Here is an 18898-nt window from a genome sequence, read left to right as displayed (position 1 = left end):
TTGTTCATCTTATCCGACAAAAACATGAATAAAATTCTTCTAATATTATTTTTCATTGGAAACATATTAAATACTACCATCATACGTGGGCAGAATACTTGTCCTCTAATTCCATATCCACAAAGCAGTAGCAGGATAAATGAAACATTCCAACTATCAAGCAGATGTGTTATTGTATATACCGAAGAGTTTGAATCCCAAGCTTACCTTTTACAGAAAGAGCTTCTCCGATATACTTCAATCGCTGTAAGTACACTTCCTGATAAAGCAACTCTAGATTCAAATATTGTATACAATGTTATTAAACTTAAGAAAGACTATAAATTCAAATCAGAAGGATATTCTTTAAAAATGCACACCAAAGACATAACTATTACTGCTGGACAACCAAGCGGAATGATAAATGGTGTCATGTCTTTAGTTCAATTAACCAGATTATCCACGTTACAAAACCCTCTTGTACCTATCGAATGCTGGGAAATAGAGGACAGCCCTTTATATGCTTGGAGAGGTTTTATGTTAGATGAAGCCCGTCATTTCTGGGGAATGAAAAAAGTAAAACAGATTTTAAACTGGATGGCCCTTTATAAACTAAATAGGTTCCATTGGCATCTAACCGACTCCCAAGGTTGGAGAATAGAAATAAAAAAATATCCCAAACTAGCTCTCATTGGAGGAATCGGCAATTATGGAGAAGAATACACTCCTGCTCAATTCTACACACAAGAAGAAATAAAAGAAATCGTAACTTATGCTCTAGAACGAAACATCCACATTATACCTGAAATCGATATGCCGGGACATGCATCTGCTGCTTCTAAAGCATATCCAGAATTTAGCGGTGGCGGTTCTCCTAAATATCCTGGATATACCTTTAACCCCGGGAAAGATTCCGTATACACTTATTTAACGGACATCCTAAAAGAAGTAGATGCGCTGTTCCCCTCGCAAGTAATCCACCTTGGAGGAGATGAAGTACATTATGGCAATCAGGATTGGAATACTAACAAGGATATCCAAGACTTGATGAAACATGAAAAAATGAAGAATTTAAAAGACGTAGAAAATTACTTTTTCCAAAGGATGGCTGATTCTCTTCTGCTTATTCATAACAAAGTTGCAGCTTGGGACGAAGTAGCTGATTCCCAATTATCTCCTGAACATACCATCGTATTTTTCTGGAGACAGAATAGACCTGAACAACTCCAGAAATCATTAGATAGAAAATTTAATATTGTATTATGTCCACGATTACCAATGTATCTTGATTATGCACAAGACACTTTACAAGTACATGGGGTTGACTGGAGAAAATTTTCATACAATTCTTATCAAAAAGTATATTCTTTCAGCCCACAAGATATACCAGTCAAATATCCTAAAAATTGTAACATACTAGGAATACAAGCTAATCTATGGACAGAGCGTATTGAAACAGAGGACAGACTCGATTATATGCTATTTCCTCGGATGGCAGCACTAGCTGAAAATGCATGGACAAAAGAAAAGAATAAGAATATCAATTCTTTCAATATACGTCTAAAAAAACAATTTAATTTATATAAGAAAGATCATATCTACTATTCAGATCCTTTTACCCCTAAAGAGACCGGAGAACCAGTTAGATAAAATCAACAATCAAAAAAATGAGCAAAATTAATATTTACACGTTTCTATTTTGTACGATATTCCTTGCAATAGGATGTTATGCTCAACAAGCATCTTATCCCAAATCAAAGATATTACAAAAAAACTTTTCCAGCAATCTTAAAGATCAATTAAGAGAACTGGAAAAAGATTCTTTCGTACAATATTTAAACGAATGTCGGGAAAAATGGAAGAACAACCCCTACAGACCAATCTATCACTTTTCTAGTCCGGAAAGTATTTTGCACGATCCTAACGGTTTATGCTATTGGCAAGGGAATTGGCATTTATTTTATCAATATTTGCCCTCTAAAGATTTTAGACAACACTGGGGACATGCAGTCAGTCATGATTTAATTCACTGGAAAGATCTGCCCATAGCTTTATATCCCAGCCCGGAAAACATGTGTTATTCCGGTGCCACCCTAGCCGAAAAAGACAAAGTCATAGCTATGTATTATGGAGTTGACATAGGAGATATTGTGGCTACATCCAGCGATCCGTTATTACTAAACTGGGAAAAGGTAGCAACACCGGCTATTCCAAGAGTAAAATCAGGAGAGACTTTGCCATACTATGTGTTTGACCCTGCCATTTGGAAAGAAGACAGCATATACTATGCCGTGACGGGAGGACGAACAAATACAGGTCCCGGTAACAAAGCGATGCGATCAACTTCTCTTTTCTCTTCAAAAGACTTAAAAAACTGGAAATACGAACATAACTTCATGAAAAATGAATGTTTCTTACCACCAGGAGAGGATGCTTCATGCCCATACTTTTGGCCAATAGGAAACAGATATATCTTTTTATTTTTTAGCCACACAACCGGTAGCCAGTATTTATTAGGAGACTACAATAAAGAAGAACATTGTTTTTATCCAACATTTCACGGACGTTTTAACTTCATGTCTTTTCTCCCCGGAGGAGTACATGCTCCAAGCGCAACAAGTGATGGCAAAGGAGGAGTCATAGTTATACATAACATGCATACAGGCAAAAAATCTCCCGGCTGGAGAGGTATTACAACACTTCCGAGAAAACTCACATTAGACAAATGTGACACAATCAACATACAACCTTATGGAGATTATAAATCACTCCGTACCCACCATCAACATATAGATAAGACCCATCTACCGGCAAACAAAGAAATCATAATCGATAATATACAGGGAAATGCACTTGAAATCAAAGCTGAAATCAATATAAAATCTTCACCAATGATAGAAATGAATGTTCTACGTTCACCTGATAAAGAGGAATTTACTTCTATCAAATTTTTCAAGGATAGAGGAGTTGACTTAGTCAGAACAAATCCTGCACTGAAAAATCAAAGATGGAGTTTGATTTCACTTGAAACCGCCCACTCTTCCATACTCCCGGATGTAATATCCAGAGCACCAGAACTTGCTCCTGTATATCTTAAGCCGAACGAAACGCTTAAGTTACATATATTTATAGACAAAAGTATTATTGAAATCTTTGTTAATGACAAACAAGTAGTAACAACCCGAGTTTATCCGGGCAAAAAAGAAAGTATAGGGATTTCTCTAAAATCACAGGGAAGAGATGCTACTCTTATTAGTATGGATGCCTGGCAGATGAAAAGCATATACAAAGAGCTACAGAATGATTTTATAAAATAATACTTGATAAGAATACGTTTTTTGAATATGATTTTTCGTTTTTTCATCAATCCATAAACCAAAGAAAGCATACTTTTGCTTTAAATAATTACTCAATAGAACACAGTTACTATGAAAAATAAGAACCTATCAAACGAAAAAAAGACCTACTACATCTCAATAGCCATTTTAGCCGGAATGTTCTTTATCTTTGGATTTGTATCCTGGGTCAACTCCATACTCATTCCTTATTTCCGTATATCCTGCGAACTTACACATTTCGAATCCTACTTTGTAGCATTTGCTTTCTACATTGCCTATTTTGTAATGGCTGTTCCGTCAGGAATACTATTAAAGAAAGTAGGCTTCAAACGAGGAATCATGTATGGCTTTATGTTAACCGCATTAGGAGCCTTCATATTTGTTCCAGCCGCTTTAGCACGACAATTCGAAATTTTCCTGATCGGTTTGTTCTCCATAGGAACAGGTCTGGCAATCCTGCAAACGGCAGCTAATCCGTACGTAACCATTATTGGTCCGATTGACAGTGCTGCCCGTCGTATCAGTATCATGGGTATATGTAACAAGTTTGCCGGAATTATCTCTCCTCTCATTTTCGCTGCATTGATTCTAAAAGCTGATGACAGCGAACTTTTTGCCCTGATAGAATCGGGTACACTGGATACAATAACCCAAAGTGTTATGCTTGACGAACTGATACAACGTGTCATCGTTCCGTACACTATACTAGGAATACTACTTTTATTAGCAGGCATCGTCATTCGATATTCTGTCTTACCTGAAATTAATACGGATGAACAAAATGCGACAGATGACAAAGAAAGCGGTCATAGTAATCAGAAAAACATTTTTGGTTTTCCATACCTTATTTTAGGCGCATTGGCTATTTTCTTTCACGTAGGAACACAAGTGATAGCCATTGATACCATCATCAATTATGCCAATTCCATGGGTATGGATCTATTGGAGGCAAAAGCATTTCCCTCATATACTCTGGCATGTACGATGATCGGTTATATATTGGGAATCATCGTAATTCCTAAATATATCTCACAGAAAAATGCACTGATTATATGTACAGTACTAGGATTATTCCTTTCATTCGGAGTTGTATTTGCCGACTTTAATGTAACCCTTTTCGGCCATCAAGCCAATGCCTCCATCTTTTTTCTCAATGCATTAGGTTTTCCAAATGCACTGATTTATGCAGGTATCTGGCCGTTATCCATTCATGGCCTGGGAAAGTTTACCAAAACAGGTTCCTCACTGTTAATCATGGGACTCTGCGGAAATGCAATCCTTCCGTTAATTTATGGTCACTTTGCTGAAATATACGATTTACGTATCGGCTATTGGGTATTAATCCCCTGCTTCCTTTATCTTGCATTCTTTGCTGTCAAAGGACACAAAATCACTTCATGGAGATAAAAAACAAATGAATAAACCTCAAACAATATAAAATGAAGAGACTAATCATTCTAAACGGACAACTCATCTTTCCTGATCGCATAGATACGGGCAAGGCATTGATTTGCAAAAACGGAAAGATCGAACAAATCCTTGCCGACAAAATGCTTGAGATAAACCCGGACGATCAAATAATAGATGCCAAACAACAATATGTATCTCCTGGTTTTATCGATATGCATGTTCATGGAGGTGGCGGACATGATTTCATGGACGGAACAGTGGAGGCATTTCTAAGAATAGCGGAAGTTCATGCGAAGTATGGAACAACAGCTATGGTGCCTACAACTCTGACCTGCACCGATGAAGAGTTAATGAATACTTTTACTATTTATAAAAAAGCGAAAGTTCTGAATAATAAAGGTGCTAAATTTATAGGTCTACATCTTGAAGGTCCTTATTTCTCACCTTCCCAGTGTGGAGCACAAGACCCTAATTATCTTAAAAAACCATGCCCGAAAGAATATAACCATTTTATAAATATCTCACAGGATATTGTACGCTGGAGCGTTGCGCCAGAATTGGAAGGAGCTATCGAAATGGGGGAAGAGCTGCAAAGACAGCATATCCTCCCTTCCATTGCACATACTGACGCAACCTATGAAGAGGTGGAAAAAGCAAACAAAGCCGGGTATACCCATATAACTCACTTATATTCAGCCATGTCATCCGTAACACGTAGAAATGCTTTTCGACATGCAGGAGTAGTGGAAGCTGCCTATTTGATTGATGATATAACAGTCGAAATCATCGCTGACGGTATACATCTCCCCAAGCCACTCCTTCAATTTGTTTATAAATTCAAAGGACCTGACAAAACTGCACTCTGTACCGATGCTATGCGGGGCGCTGGAATGCCAGATGGAGAGTCCATTCTAGGAAGCCTGACTAACGGACAAAAAGTTATTATTGAAGATGGCGTTGCAAAAATGCCGGATCGTTCTGCTTTTGCAGGTAGTGTAGCCACCACTGACCGTTTGGTTAGAACCATGGTACAATTAGCTGGCATCCCCCTCACCGATGCTATCCGCATGATGACACTCACCCCTGCCCGCATTTTACACATTGACTCATCAAAAGGTTCTCTTGAAGCAGGTAAAGATGCTGACATTATCATTTTCGACAATCAAATCAATGTTATTAACACAATATCAGAAGGCCATGTTATCTATAGTAAATGAATCTGAAACCAAAGTATTTCAACAAGAGCTATTAACCATTAAAATTTACCCCACTCTCCAACAAATGGGCAATGAAGCTGCAAAGGAAGTAGCTGACAGAATCTGCAAGCTCTTGGAAGAAAAGGCTGAAATCAATATGATCTTTGCCGCCGCTCCCTCACAAGACGAATTTTTAAATCATCTAATCCATGATAAGCGAATAGATTGGACCAGAATCAACGCCTTCCATATGGATGAATACATAGGTATTCATCCGGACGCGCCACAGAGTTTCGGGCATTTCCTCCGTATTCGTATCTTTGACAAAGTTCCTTTTAAAAAAGTGAACTACCTGAATGGACGCGCAGAGAGTCTTGAAGAGGAATGCAAACGATATGCCGATCTGCTTACTAAATATCCGGTAGACATTGTTTGCCTGGGTATCGGAGAAAACGGGCATATTGCTTTCAATGATCCGGATGTAGCTGATTTCAATGATCCCAAACTGGTAAAAATCGTAAAACTCGATCCGGTATGCCGTCAACAACAAGTCAACGAAAAATGCTTCGAAAGACTGGATTTAGTACCTAAAGAAGCATTGACACTAACAATACCTGCTTTACTAAAGGCCGAATGGATGTTTTGTATTGTTCCTTTCAAGAATAAAGCTCATGCGGTATATCGAGCCATTTACGGTGAAATTTCAGAAAAATGTCCAGCAAGTATATTGCGAAGAAAAGAAAAATCTTCGCTATATTTGGACACCGAAAGTGCAGAACAGATAAATCTATAACCAATCATGAAAAACAGAATCATTCTTTTCTTTGTATTGCTGATGATCAGTACCAGTATATACGCACAAAAAGTAATGAGAATAGGAATTATCGGTTTGGACACCTCCCATTCTACCGCTTTTACTGAATTGATCAATAGCGGCTCGGACGAAACATTTTCTAAAGGTTTCCGGGTAGTAGCCGCCTATCCATATGGTTCTAAAACAATTCAATCCAGTTATGAACGTATTCCCGGATATATTGAAAAAGTAAAGGCACAAGGAGTAGAAATCACCTCTTCCATAGCAGACTTATTGGAAAAAGTGGATTGCGTACTTCTGGAAACGAATGACGGACGGCTTCACTTGGAGCAAGCAATGGAGGTCTTCAAAGCCGGTAAAATCTGCTATATAGACAAGCCTATCGGAGCTACATTAGAAGATGCCATTGCTATCTATGAGATGGCAGAAAAATACAATATACCAATCTTCTCATCCTCTGCCTTGCGGTTTACTCCTCAAAATCAAAAACTACGAAACAGTGAACTAGGACAAATCTTAGGAGCTGACTGCTATTCTCCACATAAAGTGGAACCCACTCATCCAGATTTCGGTTTTTATGGAATCCATGGAATTGAGGCTCTGTATACAGTCATGGGTATGGGATGCGAATCCGTCAATCGCATGTCTTCCGACAAAGGGGATATTGTAGTGGGACGTTGGAAGGATGGAAGAATCGGCACATTCCGAGGAATCACCAAAGGACCGCAAATTTACGGAGGGACAGCCTTTACCTCGAAAGGCGCAATAGCCGTTGGAGGATATCAGGGATATAAAGTGCTCCTTGAACAAATATTAATATTCTTCCAAACCGGAGTTCCACCTATTTCAAAAGAAGAAACGATTGAAATTTTCACTTTTATGAAAGCCTCTAATATGAGTAAAGAGCAAAATGGCAAGATTATTACACTGAAAGAAGCGTATCAGAAAGGCTGGAAAGATGCACAGAAATTAGTCAAGATTTATAATAAGAAATAAAAGGATGAAACTCGCATACAACATTAGATTTTTAGTGTTTTTATTGGTGGTTGCCTCATGCTCTTTATCTAAAAGGCAGACTACCGATGAAGTAGATATAAGCGGATCTCATAAAATAGATCTGATTGTACTCGATCCCGGACATTTCCATGCCAGCCTACTTCAAAAAGAGACATTGACAGATGTCAGTGACACCATCCGGATATATGCCCCCGAAGGAATAGCCGTCAACCAATATCTGGAAAGCATTGATTCTTATAATCAGCGGGCGGAATCTCCTACGACATGGAAAAAACAAGTATATACCGGAGATGATTATCTCCAGAAAATGCTTGCCGATCATAAAGGTAATATAGTAGTATTGGCCGGAAACAATCAGAAAAAGACGCGCTATATCATGGAGTCTATCAAAGCCGGATATCATGTCCTTGCCGATAAGCCACTGGCTATCAATCCACAGGATTTCAAGTTATTGACAGAAGCCTATCAACTCGCCAAAGAAAAGAATCTTCTTTTATACGATCTGATGACGGAACGTTATGATATCCTCAATATCATAGAAAAAGAGCTTTTGCATCAGACGGAATTATTCGGAGATTTACAAAAAGGTTCACCGGACAATCCATCTGTCATAATGGAAAGCGTGCATCATTTTTTCAAGACAGTTTCTGGCAAGCCATTAATTCGCCCGGCATGGTATTATGATGTAGAGCAACAAGGAGAAGGGATTGCAGATGTTACAACACATCTGATCGATCTTATCAACTGGCAATGTTTTCCTGATAAAACGATTCATTATCAATCGGATGTCACCGTGAATGCCGCCAAACACTGGCCAACTCCAATTACATTAGCAGAGTTCAGTCAATCGACACAAGTCGATTCTTTTCCCGCTTATCTTAATCGATACATAAAAAACGATGTATTGGAAGTGATGGCAAACGGAAGTCTCAACTATACCGTTAAAGGGATTTGTATAGGAATGAAAGTCACATGGAATTATACTCCACCCACTAACGGAGGAGATACATTTACTTCCATAAAGAAAGGAAGTAAAGCCACTTTAAAAATCGTTCAGGATGAAAAAAATGGATTTGTAAAAGAGCTATATATACAGAAAGAACCGGACATTGACAATCGGACATTTGAAGCTCAATTGCAAAAAACAGTGGAACAGCTTCAAATAACTTATCCGTTCTTATCTGTCAAAAACAAAAAGAATGGAACTTATCTGATTGACATACCACAGGAAAAACGATTAGGACACGAAGAACATTTCAGCAAAGTGGCAAAGGCTTTCCTGCATTATGTACACAATCAGGATATGCCGGAATGGGAAAATGAAAATACACTAGCTAAATATTACATTACTACTACTGCTGTAGAAATGGCAAAGATAGGAAACAAATAAACAAAACAATAGGTGTTAGAAACAAGATGCAAATATTATAAAAATGAAGCCATGTTTCATGGCTTCATTCCTCATATCATGGGGACCCGATTCGATATCCTGCTCACTCATTCCGATATCGACCGATTGAATACACTTTGGGCAGATATCGCCTATGAGCTGGAGCGATTGGATAAAATATTAAATCGTTTTGATCCTCATAGTGAAGTTTCCAAGATTAATAATCATGCTTCTCAAAGCAAGATTCAAATCAGTAAAGAGCTGAAATCAATCTTACAGCTTTGCTCATACTATTATCAGACCACTTCACACTTATTCGACATTACATTAAAAGATTTCTCCAGAATACAACTTCATGAACATTCATATATCTCCTTTACATCTCCTGATATTTCACTTGATTTTGGAGGTTTTGCTAAAGGATATGCTTTGAAGAAAATAAGAAAATTCATTGAACAGGAGAATATTAGTGATGCATTTGCTAATTTTGGAAACAGTTCGATCCTGGGTATAGGACATCATCCTTATGGAGATTGTTGGAAAGTCAGTTTTCTGAACCCGTACAATCAGTCTCTTCTAAAAGAATTCGATCTGCAGGATACAGCATTATCCACTTCCGGCAATACGTTACAATATACCGGACACATTATGAATCCGCTTACAGGCATATTTAATGAACAACGAAAAGCAAGTTCTATCCTGTCCCCCGATCCGTTGGAAGCCGAAGTTCTTAGTACAGTCTGGATGATTGCCAATGAACAGGAACAAAAAAAGATTTCAGAAAAGTTCAATAATATACAAGCAACCCTATACAATTTATGATATGAAAGAACATAAAGAAAAAGGAGTAGACTTAGGACTCAGACAATTCATCAAAAGCCTGGGATATGTTGCCGGAGGAACCGCATTATTGGCGACCACTCCTTGGCTGACTTCCTGTACTCCGGAGAAACTACAAGAGATCAAGCATGAGAAAGCACGAATCGCTTTGATTGGTACCGGGTCCAGAGGACAATACCACATCCATAACCTCAAAGAAATACCTCATGCACAAATTGTTGCCGTATGTGATAATTATGCCCCCAATCTTCAACAAGCATTGGAACTTTGTCCGGATGCTAAGTCATATACGGATTACCGCAAACTACTGGAATCGAAAGATATCGATGGAGTCATCATATCCACACCATTAAACTGGCATGCACCTATTGTATTGGACGCATTAGCTGCCGGCAAACATGTCTTTTGCGAGAAAGCAATGGCACGTACCCTTGACGAGTGCAAGGCTATCTATGACACTTACAACCAGTCAGACAAAGTCCTCTACTTTTGTATGCAGCGAATGTATGACGAGAAGTACATCAAGGGAATGCAGATGATCCATTCCGGTCTCATCGGAGATGTGGTAGGTCTTCGCTGTCACTGGTTCCGTAATGCAGACTGGCGTCGTCCGGTTCCTTCACCAGAGCTGGAACGCAAAATTAATTGGAGATTATACAAAGAGAGCTCCGGAGGATTAATGACGGAATTAGCATGCCATCAGTTGGAAGTTTGTAACTGGGCAGCCCAAAAAATGCCGGAATCCATTATGGGAATGGGTGACATTGTATACTGGAAAGACGGACGAGAAGTTTATGATAGCGTCAATGTCACTTACAGATACTCGGATGGAGTTAAGATCGCATACGAATCATTGATTTCCAACAAGTTCAACGGAATGGAAGACCAGATTCTGGGAAGTAAAGGAACCATGGAAATGGCAAAAGGTATTTATTATCTGGAAGAAGATCATTCAACTTCGGGTATCCGGCAACTGATTGACCAGGTAAAAGACAAGGTCTTTGCCGCCATCCCGACAGCAGGTCCCAGTTGGCGACCGGAAACAAAAATGGAGTACACACCACACTTTATCATTGATGGAGATATTCACGTAAACAGTGGATTGAGTATGATCGGAGCAGACAAAGACGGTTCGGACATTATCCTGTCTTCTTTCTGCCAGTCGTGTATCACCGGAGAGAAAGCACAGAATGTAGTGGAAGAAGCATATTGTTCAACGGTTCTTTGTTTACTTGGAAATCAGGCAATGGATGAACAACGCCATATCCTCTTCCCCGACGAATATAAAATACCCTATATGAAATTCTAAGCCATGAAAGATATTATTATCACATCAAAAAAACTGAAACAAGAAAGGAATATCTATCTTCTAAGTTTCCTGCTTGCATTTATCATCAATGTAATTGCAATCATTATCTATTCCCGCCCATGGATTGAAATAATATCCCAAATCGGGTATGTCATCGTGATTAGTTTTTTCATCTATCTTATCTTATGGATTCCCCGAGGAATCCTGATATTCTTGAGTCACCTTTTCCGAAGAAAAAAATAAGAGATTTACGTTTTTTGAAGGAGAATTGACGGAAAAGCTCATTCACATATTCTAATAACAACCTAATTTTGGAGAAAAATAGATACTATGACAACAAGAAGAGATTTTATCAAAAAAACAGTAGCAGGTACAGCTGCACTCTCATTAGGAAGCATACTTCCAGGATTCGGTTCAAGCCGTTATCAAGATATTCTGGGAGCTAACGAAAAAATACGTATCGGAGTCATTGGAGTGAACTCGAGAGGTAAGGCCCTGGCGCAAGGATTTGCCAAACTTCCAGATTGTGAAGTTACTTACATTTGTGATGTAGACTCAAGAGCATTAGAAAAATGTCAGGCTGCTATCCACAAAATTACCGGACGTACTCCCAAAGGAGAAAAAGACATTTGTAAGATGTTAGAGTCGAACGATTTTGAAGCAGTGGTGATTGCTACCCCTGACCATTGGCATGCCAAAGCAGCCATTATGGCTATGCAGGCCGGAAAGCATGTTTATCTGGAAAAACCGACCAGTCATAATCCGGCAGAAAATGAAATGTTGGTTCGAGCCGCTTTGAAATACAACCGGATTGTTCAAGTGGGTAACCAACGCCGTTCCTTTCCCAATGTAATTAAAGCTATGGAAGAAATAAAATCCGGTTCTATCGGAAAAGTGAGATATGCCAAATCTTGGTATGTCAATAATCGCCCTTCCATTGGAACAGGGAAAGTTGTTCCTGTACCTGATTATCTGGATTGGGATTTATGGCAAGGTCCTGCCCCACGTGTTGCTGATTTCAAAGATAATTTCATCCATTATAACTGGCATTGGTTCTGGAATTGGGGAACAGGTGAAGCGCTCAACAATGGAACTCACTTTGTTGATATACTCCGCTGGGGATTGGGTGTAGATTATCCTACAAAGGTTGATTCTATCGGAGGTCGGTATCGTTTTCAGGACGACTGGCAAACTCCTGACACACAACTTATCACCTTCCAATTTGGTGACGAAGCATCTTTTTCATGGGAAGGACGTAGTTGTAATACGATGCCGGTAGACGGATATGGAGTAGGAACTGCATTTTATGGAGAAACCGGAACTCTCTTCATTGGCGGTGGCAATGAATATAAAATTGCAGATTTAAAAGGTAAAACGATTAAAGAGGTAAAAAGTGATTTAAAATTTGAGACTGGCAATCTGTTGAATCCATCCGAAAAGCTGGATGCCTTTCACTTCCGAAACTGGTTTGATGCCATTCGCAAAGGAACAAAGTTAAATTCCGGAATTGTAGATGCCTGTATCAGTACCCAGTTGGTACAATTAGGTAATATTGCCCAACGTGTCGGACATTCATTACAGATTGATCCGGGAAGCGGACGAATTCTTAACGATTTGGAAGCTAATAAACTTTGGGGAAGAGAGTACGAAAAAGGTTGGGAAATACGGGTTTAAATCATGTACCCATTTCTCGTTTTTTCATCAGGTTATAATTTTACAGAAAGGCATGTCTTTGATAGGATATGCCTTTCTGTTTTCCTTCCGTAAAGCTGATTTATACCCTTTTAACACACGGAATATTCACCGTTTTTCATCGAAATCTCTTTTATTTTTGTATTTTTGCGTGCGTATGCGTTAAAATTATAGTATATACGAATTTTATGAGTGACGAAATCAACGAGATAACGGAAGAACATTCAGACTACAAACCGGCGGACGCGCGGGACGAAAGCGTAAAACATCAGTTAACAGGCATGTACCAGAATTGGTTTCTGGACTATGCTTCATATGTTATTCTGGAACGTGCCGTACCCCACATCAATGACGGTTTAAAGCCTGTGCAACGTCGTATCCTGCATTCTATGAAACGTCTGGATGACGGGCGGTATAACAAAGTGGCAAATATTGTGGGACACACCATGCAGTTCCACCCGCATGGGGATGCTTCTATCGGGGATGCCTTGGTACAGTTGGGACAGAAAGACCTGTTGATTGACTGCCAGGGTAACTGGGGTAATATCCTCACCGGAGACGGTGCGGCTGCTCCCCGTTATATCGAGGCGCGTTTATCCAAGTTTGCGCTGGATGTTGTCTTCAATCCCAAAACTACCGAATGGAAATTGTCATACGACGGACGAAATAAGGAACCAGTCACTCTTCCTGTGAAATTCCCGTTATTACTGGCGCAGGGAGTGGAAGGTATCGCCGTTGGACTTTCTTCCAAGATATTGCCGCATAACTTCAACGAACTTTGTGATGCTTCCATCAGTTACCTGCGTGGAGAGGAATTCCAACTATATCCCGATTTCCAGACAGGCGGCTCGATTGACGTAGCCAAATACAACGACGGAGAACGTGGCGGAGCAGTGAAAGTACGTGCCAAGATCAACAAGATTGATAACAAAACGCTTGCAATCACAGAGATCCCTTATGGGAAAACCACTTCAACAGTGATCGACTCTATCCTGAAAGCTGTTGATAAAGGAAAAATCAAAATTCGCAAGGTAGATGACAACACAGCTGCCAACGTAGAAATATTAGTGCATCTGGCACCAGGTACATCATCGGACAAAACAATCGATGCATTGTACGCATTCACCGATTGCGAAGTAAGTATCTCACCCAACTGCTGCGTGATTGATGACAGCAAACCTCATTTCCTCACTGTCAGCAAAGTCTTGAGAAAGTCGGCAGACAACACGCTGGATTTGCTAAAGCAGGAGCTGGAAATCAAGAAAAACGAAATACTGGAAGCGTTGCACTTTGCTTCGCTCGAAAAGATATTTATCGAAGAACGCATCTATAAGGACAAAGAGTTCGAACAATCCAAAGATATGGACGCAGCTTGTGCTCATATTGACGAACGCCTGACGCCTTATTATCCGAAATTTATCCGCGAAGTAACCAAAGAGGATATTCTCAAACTGATGGAAATCAAAATGGGGCGTATTCTGAAATTCAACTCGGACAAAGCGGATGAACTGATTGCCAAGATGAAAGAAGAAGTGGCCGAGATTGATAATCATCTGGCTCACATCGTAGATTATACCGTCAACTGGTATCAGATGTTGAAAAACAAATACGGCAAGAACTTCCCGCGCCGTACAGAACTGCGTAACTTCGACACCATCGAAGCTGCCAAAGTAGTAGAAGCAAACGAGAAACTTTATATCAACCGCGAAGAAGGATTTATCGGAACAGCCTTGAAAAAAGACGAGTTCGTGGCATGTTGTTCGGATATCGATGATGTCATTATCTTCTTCCGCGACGGTAAGTATATCGTTACTCCTGTTGCCGACAAGAAATTCGTCGGCAAAAACGTTCTCTATGTCAATGTATTTAAGAAGAACGATAAACGTACGATCTACAATGTAGCCTACCGCGACGGAAAAGAAGGAACGACATACGTAAAACGTTTCGCCGTGACCTCTGTAGTTCGCGACCGCGAATATGATGTCACACAGGGAACTCCCGAATCACGGATTACCTATTTCAGCGCCAATCCGAATGGAGAAGCCGAAATCATCAAGGTGACACTGAAACCGAATCCGCGTGTACGTCGTATCATTTTCGAGCATGACTTCAGTGAGGTCAGCATCAAGGGACGTCAGGCACGAGGCGTGATTCTTACCCGCTTGCCGGTACATAAGATATCCCTGAAACAAAAAGGAGGTTCCACGCTCGGTGGACGTAAAGTATGGTTTGACCGTGACATACTCCGCCTCAACTATGACGGACGAGGTGAATATCTGGGTGAATTCCAAAGCGACGACAGCATATTGATTGTTCTGAACAACGGTGATTTCTATACTACCAACTTCGACTTGAGCAACCACTATGAAGATAATGTAAGCATCGTGGAGAAGTTTGATCCTAACAAGATATGGACTGCCGCGCTTTACGATGCCGACCAACAGAATTATCCGTATCTGAAACGTTTCTGTTTTGAGGCCTCCAACCGTAAACAGAACTACTTGGGAGAAAATAAGAACAACCGTCTGATTCTGCTGACCGACGAGTACTATCCTCGTCTGGAAGTCATATTTGGCGGACACGACAATTTCCGTGATCCGTTGAATATCGATGCGGATGAATTCATTGCTGTCAAAGGTTTCAAAGCCAAGGGAAAACGTATTACTACCTATGCAGTGGAGACGATCAATGAGCTTGAACCAACTCGCTTCCCCGAACCCTCACAAGAACAACAGGAAGTTCCTGAAGAGGAGCCGGAAAATCTGGATCCGGACAGCGGCAAGAGCGAAGGCGATATTATTGATGAAATCACCGGGCAGATGAAATTATTCTGATGAAGAAAAAACTAATATACCTGGGGCTGACAGGTTGCATCCTGTTCGCCCTTTGCACAAGATTACAAGCGCAGATCGACAGTCTGCAAGCCCATCGGTATGTAACACGTGCCACCATGTATGGTGTCGGATTTACTAACGTTTTCGACACCTATCTTTCACCGCAGGAATACAAAGGAATCGACTTCCGTGTTTCCCGTGAATTGATTCGGATGACCAAGTTGTTTGATGGAAATGTATCTGTGCAGAACTTCTTTCAGGCAAACATCAGCTATACGCACAACCGGGCCGATAACAATAACACTTTCTCCGGATTAGTCAACTGGAACTATGGATTACATTACCAGTTCCGCCTGACAGATAATTTCAAATTATTAGCCGGAGGATTGATAGATGTCAACGGAGGCTTTGTCTATAATCTCCGGAACACCAACAATCCGGCATCCGCACGGGCATACGTCAATCTGGATGCCTCCGGAATGGCTATTTGGCACCTGAAAATCAAACGGTATCCGATGGTGCTTCGTTATCAGGTCAATCTGCCGGTTATGGGAGTGATGTTCTCTCCCCACTACGGACAATCTTATTACGAGATATTCTCTTTGGGAAATTCGAGTGGAGTAATAAAATTTACCTCCCTGCACAATCAACCTTCGTTGCGACAGATGCTCTCCATCGACCTGCCGATAGGATATACCAAAATGCGCTTCAGCTACCTGGCTGATTTGCAGCAATCCAACGTTAACAATATCAAGACACATACCTACTCACACGTATTCATGGTAGGATTTGTGAAAGACCTATACCGTATCCGAAATAAGAAAGGAACCGCTCTTCCTTCATCGGTTAGAGCTTACTAAGAGAACAAAATTTAATGTTGAAACTTCAAGTGAGAGATCAATTAATGATGAGAAATAAGATTAGACAAATACTTTGGCTGCTCTGCTGCCTTCCGGTGCTGACTGGTTGCATTGGGGAAGATGACTACGCCAATGATCCCAGAGGTAATTTCGAACAACTATGGAAGATCATTGACGAACAGTATTGTTTCCTGGATACGAAAGGTATTGACTGGGATGCTGTTCATGACGAATACAGCAAACTGATTATTCCGTCAATGTCTAATGATGACCTGTTCGACATCCTAAGCCAAATGCTTTATATCTTGAAAGACGGGCATGTCAATCTATCTTCTGCCAGTCGTATTTCTTATTACGATGCATGGTATCAGGGCTACCCTTGGAATTATAGAGAAGATATTCTTTATAACTATTATCTGGGTAGTGCCAATTCAGGCTATCGCACATCCGCTGGTCTTAAATATAAAATATTCGACAATAACATAGGATACATACGTTATGAAAGTTTCAGTGCCGGAGTTGGAGATGGCAATTTGGATGAGGTCCTTTACTATTTACAAATCTGCAATGGACTAATTATCGATGTCCGTGATAACGGAGGAGGTAATCTAACCAATTCTTCACGCATAGCTGCCCGGTTCACTGAAAAACTGGCATTAACAGGATATATCCAACATAAGACAGGTCCGGGACACAATGATTTCTCAGAGATGGAACCCATTTATTTAGAACCCTCCAACAGTATTCGTTGGCAAAAAAAGGTCGTGATACTAACCAATCGTCGATGTTATAGTGCCACAAATGATTTTGTTAACATAATGCGCAGTTTAAACAATGATAACGAGGATAAAAGAATCATCCAGCTGGGCGATCAGACTGGTGGTGGATCAGGGCTGCCATTTTCATCAGAATTACCCAATGGCTGGAGCGTCCGCTTCTCTGCCAGCCCCCACTTTGATAAGTATGGAAAGTCATTGGAAGATGGAATAAAACCTGATGTATACGTAAACATGGATAAGATTCTGGAAGAAGGGATAGAGCAGGGTGACATAGAATCACAAAAGAAAGATCCACTGATTGAAAAGGCATTCGAAATCTTAAGTGAATAACTTTATTGCCGAATTATTTGCCAAATCAGAAAATCTTCCTATCTTTGCACCGCTAAACAAAAAAGCTACACATGCGGCTGTGGCGTAATTGGTAGCCGCGCCAGACTTAGGATCTGGTGTCGTGAGACGTGTAGGTTCGAGTCCTATCAGCCGCACAAAAAATAAACTAGAAGCCTTCAAGATACTATCTTGGAGGCTTTTTAATTGGTTAGACATGAATAAACATCAACTTTGCTGCATCGGTCACATCACATTAGACAAAGTAGTCACTCCCCAAAACACTGTCTATATGCCAGGAGGAACGGCTTTTTATTGTTCACATGCCATCCGCCATTTTAACGACATCGATTACGCTTTAGTAACAGCAGTTGGTGCCACTGAAATGAACGTTGTGGAGCAACTACGTGAAATGGGTATTCATGTAACCGCCCTGCCAAGCAAATATTCCGTATACTTCGAGAATATCTATGGCGCCAATCCGGACGACCGTACTCAACGTGTATTAGCGAAAGCCGATCCGTTCACTGCCGGTCAGCTGAAAGATATAGATGCGCAAATCTACCATCTCGGCTCTCTGCTGGCAGACGACTTCTCGTTGGAAGTAATCAAAGAACTATCTCAAAAAGGGTTGATTGCAGTAGACTCACAAGGCTATTTACGTGAAGTGCGTGACACCCACGTCTATCCGGTGGATTGGATAGATAAGCGGGAGGCTCTGCAATATATCCATTTCCTGAAAGTCAACGAGCACGAGATGGAAGTGCTGACAGGTCTTTCCGATCCGCATGAAGCTGCCCGTCAATTATATGAATGGGGCGTGAAAGAAGTGCTTGTCACCTTGGGAAGCATGGGATCACTCATTTTCGACGGAAAAGACTTCTATCGTATTCCGGCTTATAAACCCAAAGAAGTGGTAGATGCAACAGGGTGTGGAGACACTTACACCATCGGGTATCTATACCAACGGGTATCGGGTGCCGGCATCGAAGAAGCAGGACGTTTTGCAGCAGCCATGTCAACTTTAAAAATAGAGAAATCAGGTCCTTTCAATGGCAGCAAAGAAGATGTCATTCAATGTATGACCACTGCGGAACAGATGTTTTAAAACAG

At 40.5% G+C, this 18898-nt stretch carries 15 protein-coding genes and 1 tRNA gene; all 16 read left to right on the top strand.

What is annotated here, in order from left to right; translation table 11 throughout:
• Nucleotides 1-24 precede the first annotated feature (24 nt).
• The 16 genes from DWZ47_RS05805 (at nucleotide 25) to DWZ47_RS05730 (ending at nucleotide 18893) form a co-directional block, all read left to right on the top strand.
• Nucleotides 25-1629 (top strand): beta-N-acetylhexosaminidase, encoded by a 1605-nt coding sequence (locus DWZ47_RS05805; protein WP_117512527.1) that lies wholly within the window; start codon nucleotides 25-27, stop codon nucleotides 1627-1629.
• 17 nt (nucleotides 1630-1646) lie between these two features.
• Nucleotides 1647-3296, top strand: a complete 1650-nt coding sequence (locus DWZ47_RS05800) for a glycoside hydrolase family 32 protein (protein ID WP_117512526.1) — start codon at nucleotides 1647-1649, stop codon at nucleotides 3294-3296.
• A gap of 111 nt (nucleotides 3297-3407) precedes the next feature.
• Complete coding sequence (locus DWZ47_RS05795; RefSeq protein ID WP_117512525.1) at nucleotides 3408-4724, top strand: sugar MFS transporter; 1317 nt, start codon at nucleotides 3408-3410, stop codon at nucleotides 4722-4724.
• Between the two features lie 32 nt (nucleotides 4725-4756).
• Nucleotides 4757-5944 (top strand): N-acetylglucosamine-6-phosphate deacetylase, encoded by a 1188-nt coding sequence (gene nagA, locus DWZ47_RS05790; RefSeq protein ID WP_004324499.1) that lies wholly within the window; start codon nucleotides 4757-4759, stop codon nucleotides 5942-5944.
• Nucleotides 5925-6716 (top strand): glucosamine-6-phosphate deaminase, encoded by a 792-nt coding sequence (locus DWZ47_RS05785; RefSeq protein ID WP_032848442.1) that lies wholly within the window; start codon nucleotides 5925-5927, stop codon nucleotides 6714-6716. The genes nagA and DWZ47_RS05785 overlap by 20 nt, the downstream gene beginning before the upstream one ends.
• Nucleotides 6717-6722: 6 nt before the next feature.
• Nucleotides 6723-7733, top strand: coding sequence for a Gfo/Idh/MocA family protein (locus DWZ47_RS05780; protein ID WP_117512524.1), 1011 nt, complete (start codon nucleotides 6723-6725; stop codon nucleotides 7731-7733).
• A gap of 4 nt (nucleotides 7734-7737) precedes the next feature.
• Nucleotides 7738-9144: a putative oxidoreductase C-terminal domain-containing protein gene (locus DWZ47_RS05775; protein ID WP_117512523.1), complete on the top strand. Its 1407-nt coding sequence runs from the start codon at nucleotides 7738-7740 to the stop codon at nucleotides 9142-9144.
• A 51-nt stretch (nucleotides 9145-9195) separates the two neighbouring features.
• On the top strand, nucleotides 9196-9966 hold the full coding sequence (locus DWZ47_RS05770; protein ID WP_117512522.1) for an FAD:protein FMN transferase: 771 nt from the start codon (nucleotides 9196-9198) through the stop codon (nucleotides 9964-9966).
• Nucleotide 9967: 1 nt separating this feature from the next.
• Nucleotides 9968-11293, top strand: coding sequence for a Gfo/Idh/MocA family protein (locus tag DWZ47_RS05765; RefSeq protein WP_004324494.1), 1326 nt, complete (start codon nucleotides 9968-9970; stop codon nucleotides 11291-11293).
• Between the two features lie 3 nt (nucleotides 11294-11296).
• Nucleotides 11297-11536 (top strand): hypothetical protein, encoded by a 240-nt coding sequence (locus DWZ47_RS30905; protein ID WP_004322279.1) that lies wholly within the window; start codon nucleotides 11297-11299, stop codon nucleotides 11534-11536.
• An 87-nt stretch (nucleotides 11537-11623) separates the two neighbouring features.
• Nucleotides 11624-12967 carry a Gfo/Idh/MocA family oxidoreductase gene (locus tag DWZ47_RS05755; RefSeq protein WP_117512521.1) on the top strand — a complete coding sequence of 448 codons (1344 nt, stop codon included), beginning with the start codon at nucleotides 11624-11626 and terminating at the stop codon, nucleotides 12965-12967.
• Nucleotides 12968-13173: 206 nt separating this feature from the next.
• Complete coding sequence (locus tag DWZ47_RS05750) at nucleotides 13174-15819, top strand: DNA gyrase/topoisomerase IV subunit A (RefSeq protein ID WP_004299586.1); 2646 nt, start codon at nucleotides 13174-13176, stop codon at nucleotides 15817-15819.
• On the top strand, nucleotides 15819-16679 hold the full coding sequence (locus DWZ47_RS05745) for a DUF3316 domain-containing protein (RefSeq protein WP_117512520.1): 861 nt from the start codon (nucleotides 15819-15821) through the stop codon (nucleotides 16677-16679). The genes DWZ47_RS05750 and DWZ47_RS05745 overlap by 1 nt, the downstream gene beginning before the upstream one ends.
• Nucleotides 16680-16726: 47 nt before the next feature.
• Nucleotides 16727-17788, top strand: a complete 1062-nt coding sequence (locus tag DWZ47_RS05740; protein ID WP_099146346.1) for a S41 family peptidase — start codon at nucleotides 16727-16729, stop codon at nucleotides 17786-17788.
• Nucleotides 17789-17861: 73 nt separating this feature from the next.
• A tRNA-Leu gene (locus DWZ47_RS05735) sits at nucleotides 17862-17943 on the top strand.
• 59 nt (nucleotides 17944-18002) lie between these two features.
• On the top strand, nucleotides 18003-18893 hold the full coding sequence (locus DWZ47_RS05730; protein ID WP_008775984.1) for a carbohydrate kinase family protein: 891 nt from the start codon (nucleotides 18003-18005) through the stop codon (nucleotides 18891-18893).
• Nucleotides 18894-18898: the final 5 nt, after the last annotated feature.

The organism is Bacteroides sp. AF32-8BH, from assembly GCF_003435205.1.
Taxonomy (GTDB): domain Bacteria; phylum Bacteroidota; class Bacteroidia; order Bacteroidales; family Bacteroidaceae; genus Bacteroides; species Bacteroides ovatus.
Note: the sequence above shows the minus strand (reverse complement) of the source record. Positions and strands in the feature narration are given on the sequence as shown.